Below are 2,666 nucleotides of genomic sequence, written 5' to 3'. Positions count from 1 at the left end.
TGATGTCGCCCACCATTCCGGGATGATGTCGCCCGGGTGACGAGACCTCTTCTGGCTCCCATAGGGTCAACCCTTTCGGCTTTGCGAAGGGGACCTGGATGCCGACGGAGAGGCTTGCGATGCGCCGTGTGCGCGATGTGATCAGAATGAAGGCGGCCGGGCTACCGAGCCGCGAGATTGCGCGACGGGTGGGCGCGGCACCCTCGACGGTGCGGCTGGCGCTCCGGCGGTTCGAGGCCGCGGGCTTGAGCTGGCCGTTGCCAGACGACGTCACCGACACGGTTCTGGAACTTCGCCTGTTCGCCAAGACCGGCAATGGCAACCGTCAGGGTCACCGCCGCATCGCCGAGCCCGACTGGGCGACCGTGCACCGCGAGCTCAAACGCAAGCACGTGACGCTGTCGATCCTGTGGGAGGAATATATCGCCACCGAGCCCGGCGGATACCGGTACTCGCGCTTCTGTGAGCTCTACCGCGCCTGGGAGGGCCGTCTGTCGGTGACGATGCGCCAGGCCCATGTGGCTGGCGACAAGCTGTTCGTCGACTACGCCGGCGATGGCGTGCCGGTGGTGGTCGACCGCCTGACCGGTGAGCGCAGAACGGCGCAGATCTTCGTCGCCGTGCTCGGCGCATCGAGCTTCACCTACGCGCAGGCGACGTGGACGCAGGGGCTCGCCGACTGGATCAGCGCCCATGTTGGCGCCTTCGCGGCGATCGGCGGCATACCGGCGCTGCTGGTGCCCGACAACACCAAGGTCGCGGTCATCAAGGCGAGCCTGTACGACCCGCAGATCAATCGTACCTATGCGGAGATGGCGGCGCATTACGGCACCGCCATCTTGCCGGCGCGGCCGCGCAAGCCGCGCGACAAGGCCAAGGTCGAGCAGGCCGTCCTCATCGTCGAGCGCTGGCTGCTCGGTCGCCTGCGTCATCGCACCTTCTACAGCCTGGCCGAGGTCAATGCGGCGATCGGCGAACTGCTCACGAGGCTGAACGAGGAACGGCCGATCCGACGGCTCGGCGTGACACGCCGCCGGTTGCTCGAGGAGGTCGACCGGCCGGCGCTCAAGCCATTGCCGGTGTCCCCCTACGTCCTCGCCGAGTGGCGGATCCGCCGCGTCAGTCTCGATTACCACGTCGAGGTGGAGAAGCATTACTACAGCGTTCCGCATCGCTTCGCCCGCGCCGAGGTCGAGGTGCGGTTCACGGCCCGCACCGTCGAGATCTTCCACAAGGGCGAGCGGATCGCCGCGCATCAGCGCATGAGCGGCAATCACAAACACACCACCGTGCCGGAGCACATGGCCTCCAGCCATCGGCGCTACGCCGGCTGGACCATCGCGCGTATCCGCCAGGACGCCGCCGCGATCGGGCCGGCGACCAGCGCGTTGTGCGACCTCATTCTCGACGAGCGCTCGCACCCCGAGCAAGGCTTCCGCGCCTGCCTCGGCATCCTCAGGCTCGCCGCCTCCTATGGGCGCGAACGGCTGGACGCCGCGGCTGCGCGGGCGATCGACATCGGCGCGCGCACCTATGGCTCGGTCAAGTCGATCCTCGCCAATAATCTCGATCGGCGTCCTGCTCACCAGCGCTCCGCGGACGATGCGCCGATCCTGCATGCCAACATCCGCGGACCGCGCTACTACAATTAGGAGATCATCCCTTGCTCACCCATCCGACCCTCGACCGCCTCAACGCCCTCGGCCTCCACGGCATGGCCAAGGCCTTCGCCGACATCGAAGCCACCGGTGAGGCCGCAAGCCTCGGTCACGCCGAATGGCTTGCTCTGCTGCTCGAACGTGAAGCCTCGCTGCGGCACGACAAACGGCTCGCCACCCGCCTGCGCTACGCCAAGCTGCGCCAGCAGGCGTGCGTCGAGGACATCGACTACCGCACCCCGCGCGGTCTCGACCGTCCGCTGTTCGCCAAGCTTGTCGAGGGCCGCTGGATCGACGACCACGTCAATCTCCTGATCTGCGGCCCGGCCGGCGTCGGCAAGAGTTGGCTCGCCTCGGCGCTCGGCCACAAGGCCTGTCGCGACAATCGTTCCGTGCTCTATCAGCGCGTCCCGCGCCTGTTCGACGATCTGGCGCTCGCCCGCGGCGACGGTCGCCATCCACGCCTGTTGCGCGGCCTTGGCCGTGTCGATCTGCTGATCCTCGATGATTGGGGGCTCGAGCCGCTCGATGCCGGCGCCCGTCACGACCTCCTGGAAATCCTCGAAGATCGCTACGGTCATCGCTCCACCATCGTCACCAGCCAGCTCCCCGTGGACCAGTGGCATCTGCTCATTGGAGATCCCACCTATGCCGACGCCGTGCTCGATCGCCTCGTCCACAATGCCCATCGGCTCGACCTCACCGGTGAGAGCCTGCGCCGAAGCCGGCAACCCGCCCGAAAGACCTGAGCCCGTCGCCCTGTGGACATGCCGCTGCGCTTGGACAACGCCAAGGCGTTGCCCACATGCCCACAGCAACCGCAACAGAAACAGAAGAGTTCAAGCCGCGATTCCGGGTTGACCGCCCGGCTCGCCCAATGCCAGAAAATCTATCGGCCAGAATGCCTCGCTCCCGGGCGAGATCAAATCGGAAAGGTGGGCGACATCGTCTCGGAATCCCCGGGCGACTTCATATCGGTACACCCGGGCGACTTCGTCGGAATCCGCA

The 2,666-nt window shown here is 66.8% G+C and carries 2 protein-coding genes; both read left to right on the top strand.

Annotated features, from left to right (window positions below; translation table 11 throughout):
* Nucleotides 1-119 precede the first annotated feature (119 nt).
* Complete coding sequence (istA, locus tag XH80_RS03025; RefSeq protein WP_271597275.1) at nt 120-1,652, top strand: IS21 family transposase; 1,533 nt, start codon at nt 120-122, stop codon at nt 1,650-1,652.
* An 11-nt stretch (nt 1,653-1,663) separates the two neighbouring features.
* Nucleotides 1,664-2,407, top strand: coding sequence for an IS21-like element helper ATPase IstB (gene istB / locus XH80_RS03020; protein ID WP_271597274.1), 744 nt, complete (start codon nt 1,664-1,666; stop codon nt 2,405-2,407).
* Nucleotides 2,408-2,666: the final 259 nt, after the last annotated feature.

It is taken from the genome of Bradyrhizobium sp. CCBAU 45384, assembly GCF_028128665.1.
Classification (GTDB): Bacteria; Pseudomonadota; Alphaproteobacteria; order Rhizobiales; family Xanthobacteraceae; genus Bradyrhizobium; species Bradyrhizobium manausense.
Note: the sequence above shows the minus strand (reverse complement) of the source record. Positions and strands in the feature narration are given on the sequence as shown.

Excerpts from the sequence above, each read along its gene's own strand:
- istA (WP_271597275.1), top strand. The coding sequence starts at position 120 with ATGCGCCGTGTGCGCGATGTGATCAGAATGAAGGCGGCCGGGCTACCG.